Origin of the sequence: Halovulum marinum (genome assembly GCF_009697225.1) — a bacterium.
GTDB classification, from domain to species: domain Bacteria; phylum Pseudomonadota; class Alphaproteobacteria; order Rhodobacterales; family Rhodobacteraceae; genus Halovulum; species Halovulum marinum.
In genome coordinates, this window is the sequence record NZ_WIND01000001.1 from 576,041 (window position 1) to 598,544 (window position 22,504).

Sequence of the window (22,504 nt, forward strand, 5' to 3'; positions counted from 1 at the left end):
CGCCAGGTCGATGATGCGGCGCAACGCCCCCGAGACGGTCTGGACCAACGCCCGGCTGGTCCTGCCCGACCGCGTCGAGACCGGCGCGCTGCGGGCCGCGGGCGGCACGATCGCAGATCTCGACCCCGGGGCCGCACGCATGCCCGGCGCGATCGACTGCGCGGGCGACTACCTGTGCCCGGGGCTGATCGAGCTGCACACCGACAATCTGGAGCGGCACCTGCAACCGCGCCCCGGGGTGGAATGGCCGCACGCCGCGGCGATCGTCGCGCACGACGCCGAGCTTGCCGGCGTCGGCGTGACCACCGTGTTCGACGCGGTCCGCGTCGGCACCGTGCTGAAGGCCAGTGGCGGGCGCGACCGGCGCTACGCCCGGCAGATGGTCGACGAGATCCTGGCAGCGCGCCGGCGCGGGGCGCTGCGGATCAGCCACTTCCTGCACCTTCGCGCCGAGATCTGCTCGCACACGCTGACCGAGGAGCTGGACGAGTTCCACCTGCAGGACCGCATCGGCATCCTCAGCCTGATGGACCATACCCCGGGCGCGCGCCAGTTCCGCGACATGGACCGGTACCGGACCTTCATGACCCGCCGGCAGGGGCTGAGCGAGGACGCGTTCGAACGCCGCGTGGCGCAGCTGCGCGCGCTGGGCGCCCGGGTCGGCGCGGCGCACCAGGCCGCCGCGATCGCGGCCGCCGGTCGCCTGGGCGCGATCCTTGCCAGCCATGACGACACCACCCCCGAGCATGTGCGCGCATCGGCCGGACACGGCGTGCGCATCGCCGAGTTTCCGACCACCGCCGAGGCCGCGCGCGCCTGCCGCGAACACGGCATCGCGGTGATGATGGGCGCGCCGAACCTGGTTCGCGGCGGCTCGCACTCGGGAAACGTCGCCGCGGCCGCGCTGGCCGACGCCGGGCTGCTCGACATCCTGTCGTCGGACTACATCCCCGGCGCGCTGCTGGCCGCGGCGGTGGACCTGGGCCGGCGGGCGGGCGGCATCGCCGCCGGCATCGCCGCCGTCACCGCCGCGCCCGCGGCGGCGGCCGGACTGGACGACCGGGGCACGCTGCGCCCGGGGCTGCGCGCCGACCTGGTGCGATTCGCGCTGATCGGCGGCGTGCCGGTGGTCCGCGGCGCCTGGGTGCGCGGCGAGCGCGTCGCCTGACCGGGCCGGTCCTAAAGCTCGTGCCGGGGCAGCGCCGCGGGATAGACGCCGAGGATGTGCAGGTACGAGGTGAAGTAGCGCAGCTCCTCCATCGCGCGGGCGACGGCGGGATCGTCGGGGTGGCCCTCGATGTCGGCGTAGAACTGCGTCGCGGTGAACGAGCCGTTCACCATGTAGCTTTCCAGCTTCACCATGTTGACGCCATTGGTCGCGAAACCGCCCATCGCCTTGTACAGCGCCGCGGGAATGTTCCGCACCCGGAAGATGAAGCTGGTGACGACGTCGCCGCCGGGCGGCGTGTGCGCCGGCGCGGGCGCCATCAGCAGGAACCGCGTGCGGTTGGTGTGGTTGTCCTCGATCCCGTCGGCCAACACGTCCAGCCCGTAGATCTCGCCCGCCAGCGGCGAGGCCAGCGCCGCCAGCGCCGGATCGCCGGCATCGCGGACATGTTTGGCCGCGCCCGCGGTGTCGAAGCCGGTCACCCGGGCGATCCCGTGCGCCTTCAGGAACTTGCGGCACTGGCCCAGCAGCACGGTGTGCGACATGGCGCTGCGGATCTGCTCCAGCTTCGCGCCCGGGGCGCCCAGCAGGTTGATGTGCACGCGCACGAAATGCTCGCCGACGATGTGCAGTCCCGATTCGGGCAGCAGCTGGTGCACGTCGGCGACACGGCCGTAGGTGGAGTTCTCGACCGGGATCATCGCCAGATCGGCCTCGCCGGCGCGGACCATGTCGATCGCGCCCTCGAACGTCGGCATCGGATGCGGCTTCAGGTGCGAAACCGCTTCGATGCAGGCCTGGTGCGAATACGCCCCCGGCTCGCCCTGAAACGAGACGATCCCCGTCTTGCCGCCCATCTGCCTCTCCCGGTCGATTGGTCGCGGTTACTATACCTTGCGGACCGGCAGGGGAAGCGGATAGATACCGACCGGACGGCGCAGGCCGCTTTCGACAGGAACAGTGCGGGACGAACCAGCATGGATACGATGGAAATCACCAAGATCGTCGGCGGGGTCTGTGGCAGCCTGCTGGTGTTCCTTCTGATCCAGACGGGTGCGGAAAGTCTGATCGTCGCCGAACCCGGCCACGGCGACGAGGAGCAGTTCGCCTATGGCATCGAGGCCGAGGAAGCCGGCGGCGAGGAAGCCGCGCCCGAGGCGGAAGTGCCCTTCGGCGAGGTGTTCGCCAGCGCCGACGCCGCCGCCGGCGAAGGTCTGTTCCGCGCCTGCGCCTCGTGCCACAAGCTGGAAGACGGCGCCAACGCCGTCGGTCCTTACCTGTACGGCGTGGTCGGGCGCGACATCGCGGCGGTCGATGGCTACAGCTATTCGGACGCGCTGGCCGGCCTGGACGGCGCCTGGACGCCCGAGGATCTGAGCGCCTTCCTGGCCGCCCCGTCGGACTACGCGCCCGGCACCAAGATGAGCTATCGCGGCATGCGCGACGTCGAGGATCGCGCCAACCTGATCGCCTATCTGCAAAGCATTGGCGGCTGAGCCGCCGTTGCGGCGAAGGGCCCGCGTTCAAGCCCCCGCGATCCGCGGGGGCTTTCGTCTTTACGCCCCTCGTGTTTGCATTAGTCTGGCCTGACAGCACCGGAACCGTTCGAGGGGACATGCAGATGCGGGTGCAGATCGCCGCGACCACGACACCGACCACCGCCACACCGATCACCGCCACACCGGTCACCGACACACGGCCCGCCGGCCTGACGGCCCGGGCGGTGGCGCTGCCGCTGCTCGCCGCGGCGCTGCTTGTCGCCGCCCCCGTCCGCGGGCAGGAGGCGATCACCTCGCACGGCATCTCGGCCTTCGGAGAGCTGAAATACGGGCCCGAGTTCCCGTATTTCGACTACGTCAATCCCGACGCGCCCAAGGGCGGGCGGATGACCTTCCGCGGCACCGGCGCCTCGGCGACGTTCGACAGCCTGAACCCGTTCATCCTGAAGGGCGAGCCGGCGCAGGGCCTGGGCCTGCTGTACGACAGCCTGCTGGTGGGCTCGGCGGACGAGCCGGACAGCGCCTACGGGCTGATCGCCGAACGGCTGGAATACCCCGAAGACCGGTCCTGGGTGATCTTCCACATGAACCCCGAGGCGACATTTTCGGACGGCGAGCCGATCGAGGCCTCGGACGTGGTGTTCACCTACAACGTGCTGCTGGAAAAGGGCCACCCGGCCTACAAGATCAGCTACAAGGATTTCGAGACCGTCGAGGCGCTGGACACCTACAAGGTCAAGTTCACCTTCCGCCAGGACGCCGCCAAGCGCGAGCTGATCCAGCAGGCCGGCGGCATCTCGATCCTGCCCGAGCACTATTACCAGGACGTCGACTTCGCCGAGTCGACGCTAACGCCGCCGGTCGGCTCGGGCGGATTTCTGGTCGAGGAGGCCAAGCCCGGCCGCTCGATCACCTACTGCCGGAACCCCGACTACTGGGCCTGGGACCATCCGGTGAACGTCGGCGCCAACAACTTCGACTGCTACACCTACGAGTATTTCGCCGACTACACCGCCGCGTTCGAGGCGTTCAAGGGCGGCTCCTACCTGCTGCACGAGGAGTTCTTCTCGAAGCTGTGGGCGACCGGGTACGACTTCCCGGCGATCGACGAGGGCTGGGTGGTGAAGGAATCGGTGCCCGACAACCGGCCGTCGGGCACCCAGGGTTTCTGGATCAACATGCGCCGCGACAAGTTCCAGGACCCCCGCGTGCGCGAGGCGATCGGGCTGATGTTCAACTTCGAATGGTCGAACCAGACGCTGTTCTACGGCATCTACCAGCGCACCGACAGCTTCTGGGAAAACTCGCCGATGCAGGCCGAGGGCCTGCCCGAGGGCGCCGAGCTGGAGCTGCTGCAGGAATTCCACGACGAGCTGCCCGAAAGCATCTTCTCGGAGCCGGTCTACACGCCGCCGGTGAACCAGCCCAGCCGTACCGACCGCGCCGCCGTGCGCAAGGCCTCGCGCCTGCTGGACGAGGCCGGCTGGACGCTGCAGGGCGGCGTGCGCAAGAACGCGCAGGGCCAGACCCTGACGCTGGAGATCCTGGACGACAGCGCCAGTTTCGAACGCGTCTTCAACCCCTATGTCGAGAACCTCAAGCGGATCGGCATCGACGCGCGCCTGTCGCTGATCGACGCCGCGCAGTACCAGCAGCGGCAGGAGGATTTCGACTACGACATGATCCCCGGGCGGCTGGTGATGTCGCTGACGCCGGGGCTGGAGCTGCGGCAGATCTTCGGCTCGGACAGCGCGAAGGAGCCGGGCACGGCGAACTTCTCGGGGGTCTCGGACCCGGTGATCGACGCGCTGCTGGAAAAGGCGGTCGCCGCCGGGAGCCGCGAGGATCTCGAGGTTGCGGTGCGGGCGCTGGACCGGGTGCTGCGCTCGATGCACATCTGGGTGCCGAACTGGTACAAGGGCGAGCACAACCTGGCCTACTGGGACGTGTTCAGCAAACCCGCCGAAAAGCCGCTGTACTCGCGCGGCGACGCCTACTGGTGGTGGGACGAGGACAAGTACCGGGCGCTGAAGGCTGACGGGGCGCCGCTGCCGTAATGGGCGCCTACATCCTTCGACGCCTGCTGCTGGTGATCCCCACGCTGATCGGCATCATGCTGATCAACTTCGTGCTGGTGCAGTTCGTCCCCGGCGGCCCGGTCGAGCAGATCATCGCGCAGCTCGAGGACGCCGCCTCAGCCACCGAGCGGATCTCGGGCGGCGGCGGCGACGCGGGCGGCGGCGGCGGCAGCCAGGACGGCGGCGGCTACCAGGGCGCGCGCGGCCTGCCGCCGGACTTCATCGAGGACCTGGAACGGCAGTTCGGCTTCGACAAGCCGGCCTGGCAGCGGTTCGCGAACATGTTGTGGAACTATCTGCGGTTCGACTTCGGCGAGAGCTATTTCCGCTCGATCTCGGTGATCGAGCTGGTGCTGGAGAAACTGCCGGTCTCGGTCACGCTGGGGCTGTGGTCCACCGTCATCGCCTACCTGGTGTCGATCCCGCTGGGGATCCGCAAGGCCGTCACCGACGGCTCGAAGTTCGACACCTGGACCAGCGGCATCATCATCGCCGCCTACGCGATACCCGGCTTCCTGTTCGCGATCATGCTGCTGGTGTTCTTCGCCGGCGGCTCGTACTTCAGCTGGTTCCCGCTGCGCGGCCTGACCTCGGACAATTTCGACGAGCTGTCGCTGCTGGGCAAGGTCGCCGACTACCTGTGGCACATCGCGCTGCCGGTGACCGCGGCAACCATCGGCGCGTTCGCCACGCTGACGCTGCTGACCAAGAACAGCTTCCTCGACGAAATCAAGAAACAGTACGTCGTCACCGCCCGCGCCAAGGGGCTGGCCGAGCGCCGGGTGCTGTACGGGCATGTGTTCCGCAACGCCATGCTGATCATCATCGCCGGCTTTCCGGGGCTGTTCCTGTCGGTGCTGTTCGGGGCCTCGCTGATCATCGAGGTGGTGTTCTCGCTCGACGGGCTGGGGCGGCTGGGCTTTGAATCCGTCCTGAACCGCGACTACCCGGTGGTGTTCGGCACGCTCTACTTCTTCGGGCTGATCGGCCTGCTGATCGGCATCATCTCCGACCTGATGTACGTCTGGGTCGACCCCCGCATCGACTTCGAATCCCGCGAGACCTGATGTTCAAGCTCAACCCGCTGCAACGCCGGCGCTGGAACAACTTCCGCTCGAACCGCCGCGCCTACTGGTCGCTGATCATCTTCGCGGTGCTGTTCGTGATCTCGATGGCGGCCGAGATCGTCGCCAACGACCGGCCGATCATGCTCAGCCACAACGGCGAATGGATGTTCCCCGCCCTGGGCGGCACCTACGAAGAGGCCGACTTCGGCGGCGATCCGGGCTTCGTCGCCGACTTCACCGACCCGGTGGTGCGGTGCCTGGTGATCGCCGCCGGGCTGGACGGCTGCTTCGACGCCCCCGACGAGGTCATCGCCGACGCCCGGGACGGCGAGGTGGACGGCCAGCCGGTCCGCACCGGCTGGATGATCTGGCCGCCGATCCCCTATTCCTTCAACACCATCAACTACGACGTGCTGACCGCGCCCTCGCCCCCCGACGGCGACCACTGGCTGGGCACCGACGACCAGACCCGCGACGTGACCGCGCGCGTGATCTACGGCTTCCGCATCTCGGTGATCTTCGCGCTGATCGTCACTTTCTTCTCGTCCGTGGTCGGCATCTTCGCCGGCGCGGTGCAGGGCTATTTCGGCGGCTGGCTGGACCTGACCTTCCAGCGCCTGATCGAGATCTGGCAGGCGACCCCGGCGCTGTACGTGATCATCATCATGGGCGCGATCTTCCAGATGAGCTTCGCGCTGCTGACCTTCCTGATCGTGCTGTTCTCGTGGACCGCGCTGGTCGGCGTGGTGCGGGCCGAGTTCCTGCGCACCCGCAACTTCGAATACGTCCGCGCCGCCAAGGCGCTGGGGGTCGGCGACGGCACGATCATGTTCCGCCACATGCTGCCCAACGCGATGGTCGCGACGATCACCCTGCTGCCGTTCCTTGTCACCGCCGCCGTCGGCACGCTGACCGGGCTGGATTTCCTGGGTTTCGGGCTGCCGCCGTCGTACCCGTCGCTGGGCGAGCTGGCGCTGCAGGGCAAGAACAACCTGCAAAGCCCGCACCTGGGCATCACCGCCTTCGTCACCCTGACCGTGCTGCTGTCGCTGCTGGTGTTCATCTTCGAGGGCGTGCGCGACGCCTTCGACCCCAGAAAGACCTTCGCATGAGCGACCCGATCCTGACGGTAACGGACCTGACGGTCGACTTCGTGCAGGGCGGCAACGTCACCCGCGCGGTGCGCGGCGTCAGCTTCGACGTCTCGGCCGGCGAGACGGTGGCGCTGGTCGGCGAAAGCGGCTCGGGCAAGTCGGTCACGGCGCTGTCGACGGTCAAGCTGCTGGGCGACAGCGCCCGCACCGGCGGCTCGGTGGTCTACAAGGGCACCGAGATGATGACCGCCCCCGAGAAGGAGCTGCGCCGGGTCAGGGGCAACGACATCAGCTTCATCTTCCAGGAGCCGATGACCTCGCTGAACCCGCTGCACACGCTGGAAAAGCAGCTGGGCGAGTCGCTGGCGCTGCACCAGGGGCTGGACGGCGCCGCCGCCCGCGCGCGCAGCCTGGACCTGCTGCGCCGGGTCGGCATCCCCGACGCCGGGACGCGGCTGAGATCCTATCCGCACCAGCTGTCCGGCGGGCAGCGGCAGCGGGTGATGATCGCGATGGCGCTGGCGAACGGCCCCGAGCTGCTGGTCGCGGACGAGCCGACCACCGCGCTGGACGTGACCATCGAGGCGCAGATCCTCGACCTGCTGGAAGAGATCCAGCGCGAGGAAGGCATGGGGATGCTGTTCATCACCCACGATCTGGGCGTGGTCGAGAAGATCGCCGACAGGGTTTGCGTGATGCAGGACGGCGAGATCGTCGAGACCGGCCCCACCGCGCGGATCTTCGCCAGCCCGCAGCATCCCTATACCCGCAAGCTGCTGGGCGCGCTGCCCGCGGGCCAGCCCGATCCGGTGCCTGCGGACGCCGCGCCAGTGGTCGAGACGCGCGACCTGCGGGTCTGGTTTCCGATCACCCGCGGGCTGCTGCGGCGGACCGTCGGGCACATCAAGGCGGTGAACGCCGCCACCGTCAGCGTGCGGCAGGGCGAGACGCTGGGCATCGTCGGCGAATCCGGCTCGGGCAAGACGACGCTGGCGCTGGCGATCATGCGGCTGATCAGCTCGGACGGGCCGATCGTGTTCATGGGCCGCAATGTCGACGGGCTGCAGCACAAGCAGCTGCGCCCGCTGCGCGCCGACATGCAGATGGTGTTCCAGGACCCCTACGGCTCGCTCAGCCCGCGCATGACCGTCGAGCAGATCATCGCCGAGGGGCTGACCGTGCACCGCCGCCCGGGCGATCGCCGCCAGCTGGTGGCCGACATCATGGCCGAGGTCGGGCTGGACCCGGCGACGATGGACCGCTACCCGCACGAGTTCTCGGGCGGGCAACGCCAGCGCATCGCCATCGCCCGCGCGATGATCCTGCAGCCCCGGCTGGTGGTACTGGACGAGCCGACCTCGGCGCTGGACATGACCGTGCAGGTGCAGATCGTCGACCTGCTGCGCGCGCTGCAGCGGAAATACGGGCTGGCCTACATCTTCATCAGCCACGACCTGCGCGTCGTGCGCGCGCTCAGCCACCGGGTGATCGTGATGAAGGACGGCGACGTGGTGGAACAGGGCACCGGCGACCGCATCTTCGACGCGCCGCAGACCGAGTATACCCGCACCCTGCTGGCCGCCGCCTTCGGCAAGCGCCGCAGCAGCGCCTGAGGCGCGCCGCCGGCGCATCCGCGCCCGTCCCGAAGCCGTCCGGGACGGGCGCGTACGTTTCTGCCTACTGCGCGAACACGGCAGCGATCTTCTGGCGGCGCGTCTGCCGGATGTCCTCGGCGATCGCGCGGATCAGCGATACGCCCACCAGAAGGATGATCGCCGAGAACGGCAACGCCGCGATCATCATCGCCGCCTGCGTGGCCTGCAGGCCACCGACCAGCAGCAGCGCACCCACGGTCAGCGCCAGGGCAGCGCCCCAGAACAGGATGTGCGGGCGGGCCTTGGGGCCGTCATCGCCGGCCGCGTTGATGGTGTTGATGATCAGCACTGCCGAATCCGCCGTGGTGATCTGGTAGGTCAGCAGCAGCACCACCACCAGCACCGAGAACAGCCACGCCATCGACGGCTCGAGCATTTGCGCCAGCGTCGCGTACAGCTGGTCCGACACCGACGTGCCGGCGATGCTGCCCTGCGCCACGCCCGACATCTCCAGATCGATCGCGGTCGCACCCAGAAGGGCGAACCACACGAAACACATCACCGACGGCATGATCATCGCACCCAGCATGAACTCGCGCAGCGTCCGCCCCTTCGAGATCCGCGCCAGGAACAGGCCGACGAAGGGCGCCGAGGCGATCCACCACGCCCAGTAGAAGATCGACCAGCCGCCCTGCCAGGCCTCCAGCGCCGCGCCGGTCGAGCCCTCGGGCCCGGTCCAGACGCTGAGCGCCATCGTCGGCAGGTTCAGCAGGTAGTCCAGCGTGCCCAGCGAGAACGCCTTCAGCGCGGCGGCGGTCGCACCGAACAGCAGGAAGAACGCCAGCAACGCCAGGCTGAGGCCCATGTTGATGTTCGACAGCCACTTGATGCCCTTGCCGACCCCGGACAGCGCAGACAGTGTCGACGCGCCAAGGATCACCACGACCGCCAGCACGATCGCCGACGACGACGGGGTGAGTGCGCCGTCGGAGCCGCCGGTCAGCACCCAGTCGCCCAGCCCGATCCGGTGCATGCCGGTGACGAATTGCGCCACCCCGTATCCCAGCGTCTGCGCCACCCCCAGCGTGGTCGCGACCACCGCGATGATGTCCACGGCGTGGCCCAGCGGCCCGGACAGGTGCCGGCCGAAGATCGCGGCCATGCCGCTGCGGATGGTCATCGGCAGACCGCGGCGATAGGCGAAATAGGCCAGCGCGGCGCCGGTCAGCGCATAGGTCGCCCAGGCCGTCAGCCCCCAGTGGAAGAAGGTCCACTTGTAGGCGCTGCGCAGCGTCTCGGCGCTGCCGGCCTCGACCAGCCCCATGATGGTGTCGGGGTTCTGCTGGAAATGGTACAGCGGCTCGCCGGTGGAATAGGTCAGCACGCCGATCCCCAGCCCGGCCCCGAACATCATCGAGAACCACGAGAAGCGCGAGAACTCGGGCCGGTCGTCCGCCGTGCCAAGCCGCAGTCGGCCCGCGGCGGGAACCAGCGCCAGCGCCACGCAGATCACCACGAACACCGCGGTCAGGTACATGTACCAGTGGTTGAAGCTGGCCAGGATGAAGGTGTTGACCTGCCCCAGCGCCGCGGCGGCCTGTCCGGGGAAGGCGACCGCCCAGACGATCAGCGCGCCGACGATCAGCTTCGCGGTGATGGTCACGTCCTTGGTGTAGCCGCGATAGAACCCCCTGTCCGCGGTGCGGATATTGAGCTCCAGTGGCGGTGTCGGATTCGGCATGCTTTCCTCCCTCGCTGCCGTGGTGGCGCGGACAGGGCCGTCGGCCCCGCGCCGCGCCGAGCGCCATTGTTGATTATTCCGCGCTGCGCTCCGCCCAGTTGCCCGGCTGGACCGCGTAGAAGATCCGGGCGGCGCGGCCGCCATAGATCAGGCTGGTGCCTTCGGGGATCCAGACCACGTCGCCCGGTTCGGCGACGTGTGTGACCCCGTCGGCGGTGATCGTCAGTTCGCCGGCGATCACGTAGATGACCTCGTCGTATTGCAGCGTCCACGCAACCGAGCAGCCGTCGAACGCCGCAAGCCCCGCCCCCATGCCGGGCGACAGCGCGGACGAGACTGCCCGGCCAACCTGCGCCAGTCCCGGCGGCCCGCCGCGGTGGCGCATCCTGACCGCCGCGGCGCGGATGACCTGCACGCCCATCAGAACCGCATCCGGTGCGCGCGCCCGCGCGCGGCGAGGCGTTCGTTCAGCGCACCGACCTGCGGCGCCCCCGACTCCAGCGCGAAGACGAAGGCATGGGTCAGATAGAAGCACGCGGCGTCGATGTCGCCCGCGGCCTCGGCCCAGTCTCCGGCAGTCGTGTAAAGCCGCGCCAGGGCGTCGGCGTCACCCGCCGCGTGGGCGGCCAGCAGCGCCGCGTCCAGCCGGTCGCGGTCCGCCGGGATGCGGTCCGGTTTCACCGCGCTAGCCATGCAGCGCGATCGCGATGTTCTTGGTGCGGACATAGTTGTACAGCGCCTCGACGCCCTTCTCGCGTCCGAAGCCGGACTTGCCGATGCCGCCGAACGGCGTGGCGATGCCGCCGGCGAACCACTCGTTGACGAACACCTGGCCTGCGCGGAGCCGGTGCGCCGTGCGCAGGGCGCGCGACAGATCGCGGGTGAAGACGCCGGCGACCAGCCCGAATTCGGTGCCGTTGGCGATGCGGATCGCCTCGGCCTCGGTATCGAACGGGGTCACGCACAGCACCGGGCCGAAGATCTCCTGCTGCGCCACGCGGGCCGATGGCAGGACATCGGCGATGACCGTCGGCGCCATGAAATGCCCGGGCCGGTCCAGCCGCGCGCCGCCGGCCGCGATCACCGCCCCGTCATGCCGCGCGGTCGGCATCAGCGCCTCGATCCGCGCCAGCTGGGCGGCCGAGATCACCGGCGTGTGCTCGGCCTCGTCCAGCCCGTGGCCGGGCTTCAGCCCCTTCGCCAGCGCGGCACAGGCCTCGACCGTGCGGGCGTAGACCGAGCGGTGGACCAGCAGCCGCGACATCGCCGAGCACACCTGCCCGGCGTTGAAGAAGATGCCGCCGCGCACGCTGTGCATCAGGGTGTCGAGGTCGGCGTCCTCGAACACCACCGCCGCCGACTTGCCGCCCAGCTCGACCAGCGCGGGCGTCACCGTCTCGGCCGCGGCGCGCAGCACCGCCTGCCCGGTCGGGACCGAGCCGGTGAACACGATCTGGTCGACCTCGGGCGCCGCCACCAGCCGCGCGCCGGCTTCGCGGCCGAGGCCGTTCAGCACCGACACCGCGCCCTCGGGCACACCGGCGCGCTGCAGCGCCCGCGCCAGCAGCGTCATCGCCAGCGGGTCAAGCTCGGGTGACTTCACGATCACCGCGTTGCCCGCCGCCAGCGCCGGCGCCAGCGACCGCGCGGCCAGCGACACCGGGAAGTTCCACGGCACGATCTGGGCCGACACGCCCACCGGCTCGTAGACGGTGTAGTCGACATAGTCCGGGCCCAGCGGGATGTGCTTGCCCTCGATCTTGTCGGCCAGCCCGCCGTAGTAGTCGAAATAGGCGGCGGCCTCGTCGAACTCGCCGCGGGCATCGGACAGCCGCTTGCCGCTTTCGCGGGACAGCAGCGGCGCGCCCCCGACGGCCAGCGCGCGGATCTCTCGCGCCACGGCACGCATCAGGTCGGCGCGGGCCTGCGGACGCATCGCCGCCAGATCGCCGCGGTCGGCGCTGGCGCGCGCCGCCTCCAGCGCGCGGGCCACCGTCGCCTCGCCCGCCAGCGGCGCTTCGGCCACGGTCTGCCCGGTCGCGGGGTCCTCGACCGCAAGCGCGGCGTCGCCATCGACCCACCGGCCGGCGAGAAAGTTCTGGTAGGTCATGCCGCGCGCCCCGCCTCGACCTGGGCCGCGACCCATTTGTGGAAGTTGTGCGTCGGCCCGTCCATCGCCGGCGAGAAGCGGCCGCCGTCGAACAGCGCGCCATGGCGGCCGCGTTGCATGCCCTCGACCACGAACAGGTCCTCTTCGAACACGGTCCGCCACAGCCGGGCGTTCGCGCCGCGCAACCCGTCGTGCCGGGGCGAATCCCTTTCCGGCACCGCGTAGTACAGCTCGACATGCTCGACGGTGTGGCCGGTGTCGATCGGCTGCAGGACGATCGCGAAGGCGTGGTCGCGCTGCACGCCCAGCAGCACGTTCGGGTAGACCGCCAGGTATTCGGCCCCTTCGTCCCAGCGCGCGGACAGCCCGGCGAAATCGCTCAGCGACGCGCCGTTCTCGTCCTTGAGCTGGCGGTAGACCCGCGTGCCCTGTCCCGAGAACCCCGGATGATCGTCGATATTGTAGTGATCCTCCAGCCGGGAATAGCTGTTCAGCCCGGGGTGGACCCAGGGCAGGTGATAGCTTTCGCAGTAGTTCTCGACCGCGAGTTTCCAGTTGGTCGCCACCTCCAGCCGGAAGGACGAGCTTTCGCCGCCGTGGTGCAGCGGCTGCTCGAATTCGGCCCAGCGGACCAGCAGGTCGCGGTGCACCTGCTCGAACGGCGCGGCGTTGCCGTCAACGTTGACGAAGATCACGTCGCGCCAGACATGGCTGCGGATGCGGTGCAGCCCCAGCTTGGTCATGTCGACGGCCTCGTGGGTGTTCCGGCCGGGGCCGCCGACATGCGGCGTCGTGCGCAGGCCGCCGTCGAGGCCATAGCACCACGAGTGGTAGGGGCAGCGGATCGCGCCGCGGATGCGGGTCGGCTCGTTCACCAGGATCATGCCGCGGTGGCGGCAGGTGTTCTGGAACACGCCGATCTCGCCGGTGCGGTCGCGCACCAGCAACAGCGGCATGCCCATGAAATCGACCGGACGCGCATCGCCCGCCGCGGGGATGTCCTTGCCGAAGCCGATCCCGGACCAGTTGGCGAACAGCACCGCGCGTTTCTCTTCGGCGAACACCGCCTGGTCGATGTAGTGGGCGTTGGGAAGGCCGTTGGCCTGGTTGATGTCCGCCATCACCGGCGCCAGCTGAGTCATGTGAGTCACGGTCGAACCCTCCTCCGTTCTGCTGACACCAAGCATCAGCGCGGCAGGCGGATCGGACAACGTCGGAAAATCTAACCTTCGGGTGAGTTCAACTCATGCAGGTTCGCGACCAGCCAGTCGCGCAGCAGCAGCGCGCCCGGCGACAGCTCGGCCTCGGGCCGGGTCACCAGGTAGAACCGGCGCGGCGCGGGTACGCTGTGCCTGCCGACAGTGGCCAGATCGCCGCGCCGCAGCATCGGGTCGATCAGCCGCCGCCAGCCCAGCGCCACCCCCTGCCCGTCCTTCGCTGCGTACAGCGCGATCATGTAGTTGTTGACGCGCAACCCCGGCTGCGACGGCGGCGCCTGCTGCAAGGCGGCGAACCAGTCGCTCCACCGGGTCCAGCTTTGATCGAAGGAATCCAGATAGATCAGCCGCTCGGCCGCCAGTTCGGCCAGATCCGGATCGGGCAGGCGTGCGGCCAGCGTCGGCGCGGCGACCGGGATCAGCTCGTCCCGGAACAGCGGGTGATGGTCCAGCGCCGCGTTCGCGTCGCGGCCGTAGCGGATGAACATGTCGATGTCGCCGGCCGGGCCGAAGCCGCTGTCCGAGACGTGCTGGTCGACGGTGATATCCGGGTGCTCGTGCCAGAAGCCCGCCAGCAGCTGCGCCGTCCACAGGCTGGCAACCGCCGATGTCGCGCCAAGGGTCACCCGGCTGATGCTGTTGCGCTGGCGGATGTCGCGCAGGTTCTGCGAGATGCGCACGAAGGCTTCGGCCAGCGCCCCGAACAGCCGGTGGCCGTCCTCGGTCAGTTCGACGCCGCGGTGGCGGCGGATGAACAGCGCCGCGCCAAGCTCGCCCTCCAGTGCCTTGATCTGGTGGCTGACGGCGCCCGGCGTCACGTTCAGCTCGGTCGCGGCGTTCTTGAAGCTCAGGTTGCGGGCCGCCGACTCGAACGCCGCTAGCGTCGTCAGTGGTGGCAGGCCGTAGAACCGTCTGGACATCCCGTCGTCTCCCCGTGACCGAATACAGGTGAGTTGGGCTAACGCCAAGATGAATTTTTGTGGCGTTGCCGGCGCCGGCCGGTCCGGGGCATTAGCGGGGCAACGCGAACCCGGATGAGCCCCGCCATGACCGCGATCCACCGCCGACCGCCCGCCGACACCCCCTCTGGCTGGATGCCGCCTTCGGAACTGGCGGTGATCGGCAGCGACCCGGCGCCCGCGCAGGCGGACTGGGCGGTGGTGGGCGCGGGCTTCACCGGCCTCGCCGCCGCCCGCCGCCTGGCCGAGTTGAACCCCGACAAGCGGGTGGTGCTGATCGACGCGATGCCGGTCGGCTGGGGCGCCTCGGGGCGCAACGCCGGCTTCGTCATCGACCTTCCGCACAAGTTCGACCTGGACGGCGACGACGCCGGGCGCATGCGCCGTGTCGTGCGGCTGAACCGCGCCGCGCTGGCCGATCTGCAGCGGCAGGTCGAGGCCGGCGCGATCGACTGCGACTGGTCGCCGGTCGGCAAGCTGCAGGCGGCCATTGCAGATACCGGACTGAAGGGAATGCGGACCTTCGCGCGCATCCTGGACAGTCTGGACGAGCCCTACCGGTTGCTCTCGCGCGAGGATCTGCACCGGATCACCGGCACACGGCATTATGCGGGCGCGATCCACACCCCCGGCTGCGTCCTGATGAACCCGGCGCGGCTGGTGCGTGGACTGGCGCGGACCCTGCCGGCCAACGTCACCGTGCTGGACGGTTGCCCGGTGTCCGCGATCGCGGCCGAAGGCAGCAGCCACCTGATCTCGCTGCGCCGCCGGGGCGTTCCGATCCGGATCCGGGCCGGGCGGGTGATCGCGGCGATGAACGCCTACACTTCCGAATTCGGCTGGCTGCGCGACCGCATGGTGCCGATCGCCACCTTCGCCTCGCTCAGCGCGCCGCTGGACGACGCGCAGATGGCGATTTTCGGCGGGCAGACCGACTGGGGGCTGACCCCCGCCGACGCCGGCGGCACGACGCTGCGCATGACCCGCGACCGGCGGCTGCTGGTGCGCAACAGGTTCGACTACCTGGGCGCGTTCGGCGCCTCGGACCGGACGCTGGACCGTGTTCGCGACAGCCATCGCCTGGCGTTGCGGAGGCGCTGGCCGGAGCTGGCCGACCTGGCGTTCGAAAGCACCTGGGGCGGCGTCTGCGCGCTGTCGCGCAACCGGGTCAGCTATTTCGGCCAGATGGCGCCGGGGGTCTGGGGCTCGAACACGCACAACGGCGTCGGTGTGGCGCGCGGCACGATCTCGGGCCGGTTGCTGGCCGAAGCCGCCTGCGGCCACGACAGCGACCTTCTGGCCGACATGCAGGCCGTCTCGGGCCAGCCGGTCCGCAACCCGCCCCGCCCGTTCGTCGGCCTCGGCGTGAAGACACGCCTGCGCTACGAAGCCTGGAAAAGCCGAAAGGAGATATGACCCATGCCGACCGCCGCCCGCCTGATCGCCAAGACCCAGCTGTCGGCAGACATCGCCGATTTCCGCTTTGCGCCGGTTCAGGGCCGCTTCAGCGGCATGGAGCCGGGCGCGCATATCGACGTCGTCCTGCCAGGCGGCCTGATCCGGCAGTATTCGCTGTGGGACTGGGACCCGCAGGGCGGCTGGCTGGCCGTCGCCGTCAAGCGCGAGCCGGCCGGCCGCGGCGGATCGCGCGCCATGCATGCTCTGCAGCCGGGCGACGCGGTCGGCATAGGCGGCCCGCGCAACCATTTCGTGCTGCGCCAGAGCCGGCAGCACGTCACGCTGATCGGCGGCGGCATCGGCGCCACGCCGATCGTCGCGATGGCGCGGCACCTTGGCCTGCAGGGCGCCGACTTCCGCGTCGTCTACCTGACCCGGTCGCGCGCCGACGCGGCGCTGGACGGCGCGTTTGCGGCGCTCGACCTGGGCGGCGCCTATCATCTGCACTGCGACGATACCGACGGCCGGTACGATCTGGCGGCGCTGATGCGTTCGATGCCGGTCGACGGCGACGTCTATTGCTGCGGCCCCGAACCGATGCTGAACGCGGTGCTGGATGCCGGCCGCCAGTTGCGCGGCGGCACGATCCATTTCGAGCGCTTCGCCGCGGCCGCCGCGATCGACACCGCCCCGAAGCGGGAGTTCGAGATCCGCATCGCCTCGACCGGGCAGCGGTTGCCGGTGTCGGCGGACGAGACGATCCTCGACGTGCTGCGCGGCGCCGGCCACCCGGTCGAGTTCGGCTGCTCCGAGGGGTTGTGCGGCGCCTGCATGGTCGACGTGATCGAGGGCGAGATCGACCACCGCGACGGCGTGCTCTCGCCAGAAGAGCAGCAGGCCAACGCCTGCATGTGCATCTGCGTTTCGCGGGCGAAGTCGCCGGTCCTGACGCTTGATCTGTAAAGCCGCAGGCGGGTCACGCTTGCTTGCGGGTTCGCATAAAAAAACCGTCGCCACGGGGTAGCGCGGCGACGGTAGCAGCCCCCGACATGGTGGGGTGTCGGGGGCCGGGGTCGCGAACCGTTACCGGTAGGTAGGGGTGGGGTACGGTGGTTCGCGGCGAGTGAGCCGATGCCAGGGTAGCAGCATCGGGGTAGTGTGCCGCTGCGAAAGCCGCCGACCGAAAGCCGCTGGGAGCACCTGTCCGGGATCGTCTGCTTGCGCAGGACCCCCGCACTCTCGAGGCCGCGGGAATGCGGCCACCAGCAACTCGCGCACGACCGACTTCCGCCGGAACGACACACGTCCCAAGGCCATCCTCAACTTTATTACCGATTCTTACAGTCAGAACCGTTTGGCGACGGATGGATGGCGATTTGCCGCCGCCTGCACGTCGGAGCCAGTTCGCGCACCGGCGTGCTTAGCGCAGTATTATACATTCAAAATTTGCGATCCGAAACCGGCGAGTCAAGGGCACGGGCATGATTTTTTGTCGATCACGCCTTCGCGGCTGCACGAATCCGGCCGGATCAGCCCTGGTCCGGACCCGGCAGCATCGCGAGGGTCCGGGGGTCGGGGGCGCCGCCGTAGAACCGCGCCAGCACCGCCCCGAAGCAGCCGTTGTCGTCCGTGCCGGCACCGATCCGGTCGAACAACGTCATCGACGATCGCAGCTTCTGCGCGTCGACCGGCCCCATGATCTGCTCCGGATCGTCCGTGTCCGCCTGCAGCAGCAGCGCCGCGCATTCGCGCAGCCGCGGCCCCAGCACCGGATGCGCCAGGTAGGCGCGCGCCTCGTCGATACCGGCGATGCCGTAGTGCTGCGCGGTCGCCGAGCGGCCGAGGCCGCGAAGCTGCGGGAAGACGTACCACATCCAGTGGCTGACCTTCCGCGCCGCGCGCAACTCGGCCAGGATCGCCTCCCAGTGCCGGTCCTGGGCGGCGACAAAGCGTTCGAGCGACGTCTCCGGAGCCTGGGTCATGCCGCGGTGCGCTGTTCCTCCTTGCGCTTCTGCTCCTGCTTGAAGCGGCCCAGGATCTTGCGGCGCACGGGGAAGGCATCGAACTCGCACAGGATCCTGTCGTTGCCCTGCGGCGTCTCCGCGCCGTAGCCGAACATGCGGATCTCGCGGGCGCCGACGCAGTCCACCAGGGCCCACGCCTCGTCGTCGTAGAGCGCGCCGAGATCGCGCGACTCCGACGGCCGCAGCCCCGCCTTGTCCAGGTGCTGGTTGGTGTCGATCACCCCGGGCAGGTCCAGACGCCTGGAAACCTCGACAAAGCCCTCGGCCAGGGCCTCGTACTTCACGATCATGTCGACCGCCGGATACCCGCCCCAGAACGGCGAGCCGACCCGGTCGAAGCTGACATTCCCCGCCTTGACCCAGGTCTGGAATTTCGGCCGGACCTCCTCGATCGGGCTTTCCCGCAGGTCCTGATGATGCCAGTAGAACAGTGATACCGCCCGGTCCCACGGATTGCGGACCACGCTGACGAAGCGGTACTTCAGGATCTGCCGACGGAACTGCTCGACCAGCGCGGCGGCCCCGGCGTGGGATTTCGCCTCGACCTTGCAGGTCCGGCCCAGGTCGCGCAGGATCCGCAGGTTGCGCTGGCCGTTGTTGCCGACCAGGTCGTCGTTCTCGAGGAACGGGTAGATCGCGTTCTCGATGCTGCTTCCGCCGACCTTCATCGGCTTCACGAACACAAACCGATGCGCGTGGCTAATGATCATCCGCGTGATCCCTTCCTTGCCCCTGTCGTCCCATGAATACCGCCAATTTACCCGCCGTCCGAGTCGTTGTTCGGGTCGTCGTTCGGCCGCGCCGGCGTGTACCCGCCGCCCGAAGGGGTGTCCAGCCAGTAGACATCGCCCGGCGCCAGTTCGGTCCGGTCGGCCGAGCGCAGCACCTGCTCGCTGCCGTCGGCGCGGATCACGCGGCCGACGCCGCAGGCTCCGGGGCCGCCGGCCTCCAGCCCCGGCGGCGGCACCACGCGGTGCCCGGTCAGCACCGCCAGCGTCATCGCTTCGAGAAAGCGGGTCTTGCGCCGGGTGCCGTCGCCGCCGCGCCAGCGCCCCCGCCCGCCGGAGCCGCGCCGGATCGAGAACTCGTCCAGCACCACCGGGAAGCGCCATTCCAGCACCTCGGGGTCGGTGAGGCGCGAGTTGGTCATGTGCGTGTGCACGCCGCCCGTTCCCGGATGCCCGCTGCCGTCGGCAAGCCGTCCGGCGCCCGAGCCGCCGCAGATCGTCTCGTAGTACTGATGCCGGTCGTTGCCCCATGTGGTGTTGTTCATCGTCGACTGCGCCGCCGCCTGCACGCCCAGCGCCAGCAGCAGGGCGGACGTGACCGCCTGGCTGGTCTCGACGTTGCCGGCGATGATCGCCGCCGGATACGCGGGGCTGAGCATCGTGCCCTGCGGCAGGATCACCTTCAGCGGCTTCATCACCCCTTCGTTCATCGGGATGTCGTCGGCCACCAGCAGGCGGAACACATACAGCACCGCCGCCATCGTCACCGGCTCGGGCGCGTTGTAGTTCGTCTTGAGCTGCCCGGTGGTGCCGGTGAAGTCGATGGTGGCCGAGCGGGCGTCGTGGTCGACGCTGATCCGCACCTCGATCTTGCGGTCCTGACCGTCGTAGTCCGGGTCCATGTGATAGGTGCAGGTCGCGTCCCGCAGCGTCGCGATGGCGCGGCGCACGCATTCCTCGGCGTTGTCCTGCACATGGCCCATGTAGGCCTGCACCACGTCCAGACCGAACTGGGCGACCATCTTGCGCAGCTCCTGCGCGCCCTTCTCGCAGCTTGCGACCTGCGCCTTCAGGTCGGCGATGTTGATATCGACGGAGCGCACCGGGTACCTGGCGCCCAGCAGCAGCTCGCGCGTCTCGGCCTCGCGGAAGGTGCCGCGATCGACCAGCTTCCAGTTGTCGATATAGGCGCCCTCGTCGTGGATCGTCCGGCTGTCGGGCGGCATCGAGCCGGGCGTCAGCCCGCCCACGTCGGTATGGTGCCCGCGCGCCGAGGTGAAGAACAGGATCCCGGTCCCGTCCTCGTTCCAGACCGGCGTGACCACGGTGATGTCCGGCAGGTGCGTGCCGCCGTTGTAGGGCGCGTTCAGCACGAACACGTCGCCCGGCACCATGTCCGGGTTCTGCGCGATGATCGCCTTCACGCTGGCGCCCATGCTGCCCAGATGCACCGGCATGTGCGGCGCGTTGGCGATCAGATCGCCCGCCGCGTCGAAAACGGCGCAACTGAAATCCAGCCGCTCCTTGATCGTCACGCTGGCGGCGGTGTTCTCCAGCACCGCGCCCATCTGCTCGGCGATGGACATGTAGAGATTGTTGAACACCTCCAGCATCACCGGGTCGGCCTCGGTGCCGACGGCATAGGCGTCCGCGCGCGCCGCGACGCGCAGCAGGGCGACGTGGTCGTGCTCGGTGATCCGCGCCTGCCAGCCCGGCGAGACCAGGATCGAGGTGTGCGGCTCGACCAGCACCGCGGGACCGGTCAGCGTGTCGCCGGGGCGCATGGCCTCGCGCCGCACGAAGCGGGTGTCGGTCCACTGGCCGTTGATGAACACCGGCGCGGTCATCGCGGTCGGATAGGCATCCTCGGGCCGCTCGGACGTTTCGTGCGAGACCTCGGGCATCGCCCCGGTCTCGCCCACGGCCTCGGCGCTGACGGCCTCGATGATCAGCTCGGCGTCGCCCGGATCGAAACCGAAGCGGGCGCGGTGCGCGGCCTGGAACTCGGCGCGCATTTCGGCCAGGTCGCCGAACGGGATCGGCAGCGCGGTGTCGGTGCCCTTCACCTTCAGGTGCACGGTCATGGCGACGCGGATCGCATCCTCGCCCAGCCCCTGCTTCTCGACCTCGCCGGTCACGGCGGCGCCCAGCCCGTCCAGAACGGCGGCGGCGCGCAGCCGGCCCTGATCGTCCAGCGTCGCCTCGACCGCCTGTTCCCGGCTGGCGCGGATGTCCGCCAGCCCCATGCCGTAGGCCGACAGCAGCGATGCGAACGGGTGGATCAGGCAGCGCGTCATGCCCAGCGTGTCGGCGATGGCGCAGGCGTGCTGCGCCCCGGCCCCGCCGAACACGCACAGCGCATAGCCCGAGACGTCGTAACCGCGCTGCACGCTGATCTTCTTGACCGCGTTGGCCATGTTCTCGACGGCGATGGTCAGAAAGCCCTCGGCGGTTTCCTCGGGGGTCAGGCCGGTCTCGGCGGCGACCTCGTCGAACTTCGCGCGGGTGGCGGCGATGTCCAGCGGCCGGTCGGCCTCGGGGCCGAAGATCTCGGGGAAGAACTCGGGCCGCAGCCGCCCGGTCATCACGTTGGCATCGGTCACCGCCAGCGGCCCGCCGCGGCCATAGGCGGCGGGACCGGGGTTCGCCCCGGCGCTTTCCGGCCCGACCCGCATCCGCGTCCCGTCGAAGGTCAGCAGCGAGCCGCCCCCGGCGGCGACCGTATGAATGTGCATCATCGGCGCGGTGATCCGCACGCCCGCAACCTCGGTGTTCAGCACCCGCTCGTAGTCGCCCGCGTAATGGCACACGTCGGTCGAGGTTCCGCCCATGTCGAAGCCGATGATCCGGTCCTCGCCGGCGATGCCGCTGGTGCGCACCGCGCCGACGACGCCGCCCGCCGGCCCGGACAGGATCGCGTCCTTGCCCTGGAACAGCTGCGCGTCGGTCAGCCCGCCCGAGGACTGCATGAACATCAGCTTGCCGGCCGGATCCCCGTCGAACGCCGCCGCCACCCGGTCGATGTAGCGCCGCAGGATCGGCGACAGGTACGCGTCGACGACCGTGGTGTCGCCCCGGCTGACCATCTTCATCAGCGGGCTGACCTCGTGGCTGACGCTGACCTGGGCAAAGCCGATCTGCCGCGCGATGCGGCCGGCCTCGGCCTCGTGCGCGCGATGGCGGTAGCCGTGGACGAAGACGATGGCGCAGGCCTCGATCCCGGCGTCATGGGCGGCCTGCAGTTCGGCGCGCAGGCGCTGGCCGTCCAGCGGCACCTCGACGGTGCCGTCGGCGCGCACCCGCTCGTCGGCCTCGATCACCCGCTCGTACAGCATCTCGGGCAGCACGATGTGCCGGTCGAACAGCCGCGGCCGGTGCTGGTAGCCCAGCCGCAGCTGATCGCCCAGCCCGCGCGTGGTCACCAGGACCACCGGCGCGCCCGTGCGCTCCAGCAGGGCGTTGGTGGCGACGGTCGTGCCCATCTTGACCGCGCCGACGCTGTCCAGCGGGATTCGCGCATCGGGTTCCAGGCCCAGAAACTGCCGGATGCCGTGCAGCGCCGCGTCGGCATAGACCTCGGGGTTCTCGGACAGGTACTTGCCGGTCAGAAGCGCCCCGTCGGGGGCGCGCGCCACCACGTCGGTGAAGGTGCCGCCGCGATCGATCCAGAAATCCCACCGCCCCGAGGTCTCGGCCATGCCCGCGCTCCCTTGTTCGCCGCCCCTGTTGTTAGGGCCTCCGGAAGGGCGCTGCAATCGCGCCCCGCCGGATGGAAATACAATACCGTGACCGATTGCCGCCGGGCTGGCAGCCGCCCGCAACGCCG

The 22,504-nt window shown here is 69.5% G+C and carries 18 protein-coding genes; 8 read left to right on the forward strand and 10 right to left on the reverse strand.

Going from position 1 to position 22,504, the window contains the following annotated elements; translation table 11 throughout:
* The first annotated feature begins 13 nt into the window (after positions 1-13).
* Positions 14-1,168 (forward strand): alpha-D-ribose 1-methylphosphonate 5-triphosphate diphosphatase, encoded by a 1,155-nt coding sequence (locus GE300_RS02965; protein WP_154444833.1) that lies wholly within the window; start codon positions 14-16, stop codon positions 1,166-1,168.
* A gap of 11 nt (positions 1,169-1,179) precedes the next feature.
* Here GE300_RS02965 and GE300_RS02970 read toward each other — a convergent pair whose 3' ends face one another.
* Positions 1,180-2,025: a prephenate dehydratase gene (locus GE300_RS02970; protein ID WP_154444664.1), complete on the reverse strand. Its 846-nt coding sequence runs from the start codon at positions 2,023-2,025 to the stop codon at positions 1,180-1,182.
* Between the two features lie 120 nt (positions 2,026-2,145).
* On the opposite strand from GE300_RS02970, the gene GE300_RS02975 reads away from it, so the two are divergent.
* The 5 genes from GE300_RS02975 to GE300_RS02995 all read left to right on the forward strand — a co-directional run bounded on the left by GE300_RS02975 (position 2,146) and on the right by GE300_RS02995 (position 8,519).
* Positions 2,146-2,664 (forward strand): c-type cytochrome, encoded by a 519-nt coding sequence (locus tag GE300_RS02975; RefSeq protein ID WP_154444666.1) that lies wholly within the window; start codon positions 2,146-2,148, stop codon positions 2,662-2,664.
* A 125-nt stretch (positions 2,665-2,789) separates the two neighbouring features.
* Positions 2,790-4,724, forward strand: a complete 1,935-nt coding sequence (locus GE300_RS02980) for an extracellular solute-binding protein (protein ID WP_233416717.1) — start codon at positions 2,790-2,792, stop codon at positions 4,722-4,724.
* A complete protein-coding gene (locus GE300_RS02985; RefSeq protein ID WP_154444670.1) occupies positions 4,724-5,812 on the forward strand; it encodes a microcin C ABC transporter permease YejB in 1,089 nt (362 codons plus the stop codon). The genes GE300_RS02980 and GE300_RS02985 overlap by 1 nt, the downstream gene beginning before the upstream one ends.
* On the forward strand, positions 5,812-6,924 hold the full coding sequence (locus GE300_RS02990) for an ABC transporter permease (protein WP_154444672.1): 1,113 nt from the start codon (positions 5,812-5,814) through the stop codon (positions 6,922-6,924). The genes GE300_RS02985 and GE300_RS02990 overlap by 1 nt, the downstream gene beginning before the upstream one ends.
* Positions 6,921-8,519, forward strand: coding sequence for an ABC transporter ATP-binding protein (locus GE300_RS02995; RefSeq protein WP_154444674.1), 1,599 nt, complete (start codon positions 6,921-6,923; stop codon positions 8,517-8,519). The genes GE300_RS02990 and GE300_RS02995 overlap by 4 nt, the downstream gene beginning before the upstream one ends.
* A 64-nt stretch (positions 8,520-8,583) precedes the next feature.
* Here GE300_RS02995 and GE300_RS03000 read toward each other — a convergent pair whose 3' ends face one another.
* The 6 genes from GE300_RS03000 to GE300_RS03025 all read right to left on the reverse strand — a co-directional run bounded on the left by GE300_RS03000 (position 8,584) and on the right by GE300_RS03025 (position 14,489).
* Entirely contained in the window at positions 8,584-10,242 is a 1,659-nt protein-coding gene (locus GE300_RS03000) for a BCCT family transporter (protein ID WP_154444676.1), read from the reverse strand.
* A gap of 73 nt (positions 10,243-10,315) precedes the next feature.
* Positions 10,316-10,663: a cupin domain-containing protein gene (locus tag GE300_RS03005; protein ID WP_154444678.1), complete on the reverse strand. Its 348-nt coding sequence runs from the start codon at positions 10,661-10,663 to the stop codon at positions 10,316-10,318.
* Positions 10,663-10,935: a hypothetical protein gene (locus GE300_RS03010; RefSeq protein WP_154444680.1), complete on the reverse strand. Its 273-nt coding sequence runs from the start codon at positions 10,933-10,935 to the stop codon at positions 10,663-10,665. The genes GE300_RS03005 and GE300_RS03010 overlap by 1 nt, the downstream gene beginning before the upstream one ends.
* Positions 10,928-12,352, reverse strand: a complete 1,425-nt coding sequence (locus GE300_RS03015; RefSeq protein WP_154444682.1) for an aldehyde dehydrogenase family protein — start codon at positions 12,350-12,352, stop codon at positions 10,928-10,930. The genes GE300_RS03010 and GE300_RS03015 overlap by 8 nt, the downstream gene beginning before the upstream one ends.
* Positions 12,349-13,494 (reverse strand): aromatic ring-hydroxylating oxygenase subunit alpha, encoded by a 1,146-nt coding sequence (locus tag GE300_RS03020; RefSeq protein WP_154444835.1) that lies wholly within the window; start codon positions 13,492-13,494, stop codon positions 12,349-12,351. The genes GE300_RS03015 and GE300_RS03020 overlap by 4 nt, the downstream gene beginning before the upstream one ends.
* An 80-nt stretch (positions 13,495-13,574) precedes the next feature.
* Positions 13,575-14,489 (reverse strand): LysR substrate-binding domain-containing protein, encoded by a 915-nt coding sequence (locus tag GE300_RS03025; protein ID WP_154444684.1) that lies wholly within the window; start codon positions 14,487-14,489, stop codon positions 13,575-13,577.
* A gap of 126 nt (positions 14,490-14,615) precedes the next feature.
* On the opposite strand from GE300_RS03025, the gene GE300_RS03030 reads away from it, so the two are divergent.
* Both GE300_RS03030 and GE300_RS03035 read left to right on the forward strand, forming a co-directional pair.
* Entirely contained in the window at positions 14,616-15,944 is a 1,329-nt protein-coding gene (locus GE300_RS03030; RefSeq protein WP_233416718.1) for an NAD(P)/FAD-dependent oxidoreductase, read from the forward strand.
* A 3-nt stretch (positions 15,945-15,947) separates the two neighbouring features.
* Positions 15,948-16,889 (forward strand): PDR/VanB family oxidoreductase, encoded by a 942-nt coding sequence (locus GE300_RS03035; RefSeq protein WP_154444688.1) that lies wholly within the window; start codon positions 15,948-15,950, stop codon positions 16,887-16,889.
* A gap of 566 nt (positions 16,890-17,455) precedes the next feature.
* Here the strand turns inward: GE300_RS03035 and GE300_RS03040 are convergent.
* The 3 genes from GE300_RS03040 to GE300_RS03050 are packed head-to-tail and all read right to left on the reverse strand — an operon-like array spanning position 17,456 to position 22,376.
* A complete protein-coding gene (locus GE300_RS03040; protein WP_154444690.1) occupies positions 17,456-17,908 on the reverse strand; it encodes a DUF1810 domain-containing protein in 453 nt (150 codons plus the stop codon).
* Positions 17,905-18,660 carry a sulfotransferase family protein gene (locus GE300_RS03045; RefSeq protein WP_154444692.1) on the reverse strand — a complete coding sequence of 252 codons (756 nt, stop codon included), beginning with the start codon at positions 18,658-18,660 and terminating at the stop codon, positions 17,905-17,907. The genes GE300_RS03040 and GE300_RS03045 overlap by 4 nt, the downstream gene beginning before the upstream one ends.
* 47 nt (positions 18,661-18,707) lie before the next feature.
* Positions 18,708-22,376 (reverse strand): hydantoinase B/oxoprolinase family protein, encoded by a 3,669-nt coding sequence (locus tag GE300_RS03050; RefSeq protein ID WP_154444694.1) that lies wholly within the window; start codon positions 22,374-22,376, stop codon positions 18,708-18,710.
* Between the last annotated feature and the right edge of the window lie 128 nt (positions 22,377-22,504).

Coding starts and splice junctions, on each gene's coding strand:
- GE300_RS02990 (WP_154444672.1), top strand. CDS start 5,812: ATGTTCAAGCTCAACCCGCTGCAACGCCGGCGCTGGAACAACTTCCGC.
- GE300_RS03030 (WP_233416718.1), top strand. CDS start 14,616: ATGACCGCGATCCACCGCCGACCGCCCGCCGACACCCCCTCTGGCTGG.
- GE300_RS03010 (WP_154444680.1), bottom strand. CDS start 10,935: ATGGCTAGCGCGGTGAAACCGGACCGCATCCCGGCGGACCGCGACCGG.
- GE300_RS03050 (WP_154444694.1), bottom strand. CDS start 22,376: ATGGCCGAGACCTCGGGGCGGTGGGATTTCTGGATCGATCGCGGCGGC.
- GE300_RS03025 (WP_154444684.1), bottom strand. CDS start 14,489: ATGTCCAGACGGTTCTACGGCCTGCCACCACTGACGACGCTAGCGGCG.
- GE300_RS03020 (WP_154444835.1), bottom strand. CDS start 13,494: ATGACTCAGCTGGCGCCGGTGATGGCGGACATCAACCAGGCCAACGGC.
- GE300_RS02985 (WP_154444670.1), top strand. CDS start 4,724: ATGGGCGCCTACATCCTTCGACGCCTGCTGCTGGTGATCCCCACGCTG.
- GE300_RS03045 (WP_154444692.1), bottom strand. CDS start 18,660: ATGATCATTAGCCACGCGCATCGGTTTGTGTTCGTGAAGCCGATGAAG.
- GE300_RS02970 (WP_154444664.1), bottom strand. CDS start 2,025: ATGGGCGGCAAGACGGGGATCGTCTCGTTTCAGGGCGAGCCGGGGGCG.
- GE300_RS02975 (WP_154444666.1), top strand. CDS start 2,146: ATGGATACGATGGAAATCACCAAGATCGTCGGCGGGGTCTGTGGCAGC.
- GE300_RS02995 (WP_154444674.1), top strand. CDS start 6,921: ATGAGCGACCCGATCCTGACGGTAACGGACCTGACGGTCGACTTCGTG.
- GE300_RS03005 (WP_154444678.1), bottom strand. CDS start 10,663: ATGGGCGTGCAGGTCATCCGCGCCGCGGCGGTCAGGATGCGCCACCGC.
- GE300_RS03000 (WP_154444676.1), bottom strand. CDS start 10,242: ATGCCGAATCCGACACCGCCACTGGAGCTCAATATCCGCACCGCGGAC.
- GE300_RS02965 (WP_154444833.1), top strand. CDS start 14: ATGCGGCGCAACGCCCCCGAGACGGTCTGGACCAACGCCCGGCTGGTC.
- GE300_RS02980 (WP_233416717.1), top strand. CDS start 2,790: ATGCGGGTGCAGATCGCCGCGACCACGACACCGACCACCGCCACACCG.
- GE300_RS03035 (WP_154444688.1), top strand. CDS start 15,948: ATGCCGACCGCCGCCCGCCTGATCGCCAAGACCCAGCTGTCGGCAGAC.
- GE300_RS03040 (WP_154444690.1), bottom strand. CDS start 17,908: ATGACCCAGGCTCCGGAGACGTCGCTCGAACGCTTTGTCGCCGCCCAG.
- GE300_RS03015 (WP_154444682.1), bottom strand. CDS start 12,352: ATGACCTACCAGAACTTTCTCGCCGGCCGGTGGGTCGATGGCGACGCC.